Origin of the sequence: Proteus sp. LHD240705, from assembly GCF_047921555.1 — a bacterium.
In the GTDB taxonomy this organism is placed as follows: Bacteria; Pseudomonadota; Gammaproteobacteria; order Enterobacterales; family Enterobacteriaceae; genus Proteus.
This window is the reverse complement of record NZ_JBLRMI010000018.1, coordinates 1-4,164: the sequence shown is the minus strand read 5'-3', so window position 1 is coordinate 4,164 and position 4,164 is coordinate 1. Positions and strand designations below refer to the sequence as shown.

Here is a 4,164-nt window from a genome sequence, read left to right as displayed (position 1 = left end):
ATTCTAAGACATCTGAAATGCAGATGTAATATCTCCAAACTAATCACCTATCACTTTGCTATCCTCGACGATGCTTGGCTGTTAAACTAAGCCATCAGCTAAATGAGGTAGACTTTCATGAAAGAATCGGTTTCATTGCAAGCATTTAATACATTTGGTTTGAGAGCAAAAGCTCACCAAATAAAAACTGCAAATAATAAAGATGAGCTTTGTACATATTGGCAAAATGCCCATGAGCAGAAATTGCCAACTCTTATTCTAGGTGGCGGTAGCAACGTATTATTTACAGAAGATTTTAATGGTATTGTTATTCGCAACTGTATTGCTGGTATTGAAATTACTGAGGATGAACAATATTGGTCTGTCCATGTTGGTGCCGGCGAAAACTGGCATGCACTTATTGAATATCTGTTAGAAAAAAATATCTATGGACTGGAAAATTTAGCGCTGATCCCAGGAAATGTGGGCTCAGCACCAATACAAAATATCGGCGCTTATGGCAAAGAATTAAAAGATATTTGTGCTTATGTGGATATTATTGAATTAAGTACTGGGCATGTTAGTCGATTGACAAATGAAGCGTGCCAATTTGGTTATCGTGATAGTATTTTTAAACATCATTACCAGCAAGGCTTTGCGATTATTGCTGTTGGCTTACAGCTTAGTAAAAAATGGGAGCCTATCCTTACCTATGGTGATCTATCAAAATTATCATTAGAAACGGTAACGCCAAAAGATGTGTTTGGATCTGTGTGCGCTATGAGAACGAGTAAACTACCCGATCCTACCATAACAGGCAATGCAGGCAGCTTTTTCAAGAATCCAATTGTTGATATTCGTATTGCACAACATTTAAAAGCAGAATATCCCTTCTGTCCTCAATATGTTCAACAAGATGGTGTAAAACTTGCTGCGGGTTGGCTAATTGATCAATGTGGCCTTAAAGGCCATCAGATTGGTGGTGCGGCTGTTCATATGAAGCAAGCACTTGTTCTCATCAACAAAGACGGTTTAGCTACAGGCAAAGACATTGTTAATTTAGCGGCATATATACGCCAAAAAGTCTTCGAGCGCTTCGGCGTACAATTAGAGCCAGAAGTTCGCTTTATTGGTCAACATGGCGAAATCAATGCAGTGGATGCTATTTCATGAAAGAAACACCTACTCCTTTATTATTAATTGAGCTCCTTGCTGACGGAAATATCCATTCAGGGGAGCAACTAGGCGAAAGCTTAGGAATGACACGCGCAGGCATTAATAAACATATTCAGACATTACGCAGTTGGGGTATTGATGTTCAAACTGTCGCAGGAAAAGGTTATCAACTAGATGCCCCTATGAATTTGTTAAATGTGAATAGTGTAAACAAGAACATCAAAGGTGAACCTGCAAGCGTTATTCCTGTTATAGATTCTACAAACCAATACTTAATCCAACGTATTAGCGAATTAAAATCGGGTGATGTCTGTATTGCTGAATATCAGTCTGCTGGACGAGGTAGAAGAGGGCGTCAATGGATCTCGCCTTTTGGTCGAAATTTATACTTGAGTATGTATTGGAAACTCGATCAAGGACCTGCTGCTGCAATAGGATTGAGTTTAGTTGTCGGTGTTATTATGGCTGAAGTTTTGCAAAAACTTGGCGCAGATGGCGTTAAAGTTAAATGGCCTAACGATCTCTATTTAAATGATAAAAAGCTTTCAGGCATTCTTGTTGAGCTAACAGGAAAAACAGGTGATGTTGCTCATATTGTCACAGGTATTGGTATCAATATCGCGATGAGTAAAAATCAAAATGAAGCCATTAACCAACAATGGATTAATTTAGAGCAAGTTGGTATTAAAATTGACAGAAATGAACTTGCTTGTGAAATTACAAATGCATTAAGAGATGCATTTGTTCAATTTGAAAAACAAGGGTTATCTGTGTTTATCGAGCGTTGGAAACGTTTAGATAATTTTATGGATCGCCGAGTGAAGCTTATTATTGGTGAAAAAGAGATCTTTGGTATTGCCAAAGGTATCAATGATCAAGGTGCTCTACTTTTAGAACAAGATGGGAAAATCATACCTTATATAGGTGGTGAGATTTCACTGAGAAGTGCGTCGTAATACCTTAAATTGCATCGAACATCTAAAAATAAAAAGCTTTCCTAAACTGGAAAGCTTTTTATTTCTCAATACTATTTTTTAATAACTAAAACATAATAATACGTAGATAAAACACTGATAATTATTTAGATTTATTTACGTAATCTAACATTGGTGATCGTATGATTTTGGCCTTTGGTTAGAATAAGACTCGCTCTTTCTTTCGTAGGCAGAATGTTTTGTTTCAAATTCAAACCATTAATTTCTTGCCAAATTGAAGACGCTATTTCAATAGACTCTTCTCTGCTTAATTTAGAGTAATTATTAAAATACGATTCAGGATCAGTAAACGCACCTTCTCTAAATTTTAAAAAGCGACTGATATACCAGTGTTTTAGTAATTCTTCTTCAGCATCAACATAAATGGAGAAATCTACATAATCTGATACGAAAACATTATGTGGGTCATGAGGATAATCCTGATTGCTCTGTAATACATTCAATCCTTCAAGGATCAAAATATCAGGTTGTTCAATAACCTGTTTTTTATCTGGAATGATGTCATACACTAAATGAGAATAGACAGGGGCTGTTACTTGTTTCTTGCCTGATTTTATATCAGAAACGAAGGAGACAAGACTATGCATATCATAGGATTCGGGAAATCCTTTTTTTTTCATTATTCCGCGTTTCTTTAACTCTGCATTAGGCAAAAGAAAGCCGTCAGTAGTAATTAAATCAACTTTACGATGTTCTGGCCAACGGGTTAAAAGTGCTTGTAGCAAACGAGCTGTGGTACTTTTGCCAACAGCAACGCTACCCGCTATACCAATAATGTAGGGGATTTTGGCGCTTCTTGTTCCAAGAAACTGCTCTAAGACGGCTTGACGACGTAAGTTAGAACTTATGTAAAAATTGAGTAATCTTGAAAGAGGAAGATAAATCTCAATTACATCATCAATAGAAATTTCTTCGTTAATCCCTTTTAAATCAGCAATCTCTTTTTCGGTTAACGTTAAAGGAACGGAATCTCTTAACGTTGCCCAGTGCTTTCTGTCAAATTCTAAATAAGGGGTTATAAAGCGTTCTTTGTTATTCATAAGCCAACATCTGCCTAGTATTCGCAGGTTGGACAGGCTGTTTAAAACACCCGTATCCGATAAAAAATAAACAGCATCATAACGAGTGATGACTCTTAGGCGTAGATATTTTTTAAATTTTTTCTACTTTTTTTGACACGAACTGAATAAATCTGTAAAAAAAGTATAAAAAATAGTCATGAAAATAATTTTTTAGCGTAGACTAACAAGGGCGCAATCAATCTTTTTTCTAAAAATTTATTGATGGTTAATAAATTTGGGGCTGGATAGATAAATTAGCTTGCTAATCTATTATGAATTTTTGTTGGCATTTTGGTCGTTTTTTTCCTAAAAAATCAACAATTCAATCAAAAATGAACAAAATCTAAGCAAAAGAACAAATATCGCAATTTTTTTGTTGCATCATGATGAAAGTCCTCCTAGAATGCGCACCACTTAGCCGGCATAGCTCAGTTGGTAGAGCAACTGACTTGTAATCAGTAGGTCCCGAGTTCGACTCTTGGTGCCGGCACCATTAAAAATTAGGTTTGGTGGGATACCCAAGCGGCCAAAGGGAGCAGACTGTAAATCTGCCGTCACAGACTTCGAAGGTTCGAATCCTTCTCCCACCACCATTAATTCCTAACTTAAGTGTTTTCAAATAGTAAACACTTAAGTAGAATACAAAGCTGATTTTAAGTCAGGTAGCCGAGTTCTGCGGGCATCGTATAATGGCTATTACCTCAGCCTTCCAAGCTGATGATGCGGGTTCGATTCCCGCTGCCCGCTCCAGATGTGCTGATATAGCTCAGTTGGTAGAGCGCACCCTTGGTAAGGGTGAGGTCGGCAGTTCGAATCTGCCTATCAGCACCACTCCTTCATGTTCTTGCCTCCCTGATTAAAATCTTAACAAGCACTAGCAAATCGCTAATTTACTTACTGCTTGGTTGATGTGGTGTAACCACCGATTCCGTGTCTTAGAGGGACAATTTAAA

At 37.2% G+C, this 4,164-nt stretch carries 3 protein-coding genes and 4 tRNA genes; 6 read left to right on the top strand and 1 reads right to left on the bottom strand.

Going from position 1 to position 4,164, the window contains the following annotated elements:
* Window positions 1-117: 117 nt before the first annotated feature.
* Both murB and birA read left to right on the top strand, forming a co-directional pair.
* Window positions 118-1,152: a UDP-N-acetylmuramate dehydrogenase gene (murB, locus tag ACNART_RS17700; protein WP_198621075.1), complete on the top strand. Its 1,035-nt coding sequence runs from the start codon at window positions 118-120 to the stop codon at window positions 1,150-1,152.
* The gene (gene birA, locus ACNART_RS17695) at window positions 1,149-2,111 is read left to right on the top strand and encodes a bifunctional biotin--[acetyl-CoA-carboxylase] ligase/biotin operon repressor BirA (protein WP_198626673.1); all 963 of its coding nucleotides are present in this window, start codon (window positions 1,149-1,151) and stop codon (window positions 2,109-2,111) included. The genes murB and birA overlap by 4 nt, the downstream gene beginning before the upstream one ends.
* Window positions 2,112-2,242: 131 nt before the next feature.
* Here the strand turns inward: birA and coaA are convergent, their stop codons facing one another.
* On the bottom strand, window positions 2,243-3,190 hold the full coding sequence (gene coaA / locus ACNART_RS17690) for a type I pantothenate kinase (RefSeq protein ID WP_088494065.1): 948 nt from the start codon (window positions 3,188-3,190) through the stop codon (window positions 2,243-2,245).
* Window positions 3,191-3,628: 438 nt separating this feature from the next.
* On the opposite strand from coaA, the gene ACNART_RS17685 reads away from it, so the two are divergent.
* The 4 genes from ACNART_RS17685 (at window position 3,629) to ACNART_RS17670 (ending at window position 4,042) form a co-directional block, all read left to right on the top strand.
* Window positions 3,629-3,704, top strand: a tRNA-Thr gene (locus tag ACNART_RS17685).
* 15 nt (window positions 3,705-3,719) lie between these two features.
* A tRNA-Tyr gene (locus ACNART_RS17680) sits at window positions 3,720-3,804 on the top strand.
* Between the two features lie 82 nt (window positions 3,805-3,886).
* Window positions 3,887-3,961, top strand: a tRNA-Gly gene (locus ACNART_RS17675).
* 5 nt (window positions 3,962-3,966) lie between these two features.
* Window positions 3,967-4,042, top strand: a tRNA-Thr gene (locus tag ACNART_RS17670).
* Window positions 4,043-4,164: the final 122 nt, after the last annotated feature.

What these genes read in the sequence shown, in the direction of transcription:
- coaA (WP_088494065.1), bottom strand. Translation starts at nt 3,190, where the DNA reads ATGAATAACAAAGAACGCTTTATAACCCCTTATTTAGAATTTGACAGA.
- birA (WP_198626673.1), top strand. Translation starts at nt 1,149, where the DNA reads ATGAAAGAAACACCTACTCCTTTATTATTAATTGAGCTCCTTGCTGAC.
- murB (WP_198621075.1), top strand. Translation starts at nt 118, where the DNA reads ATGAAAGAATCGGTTTCATTGCAAGCATTTAATACATTTGGTTTGAGA.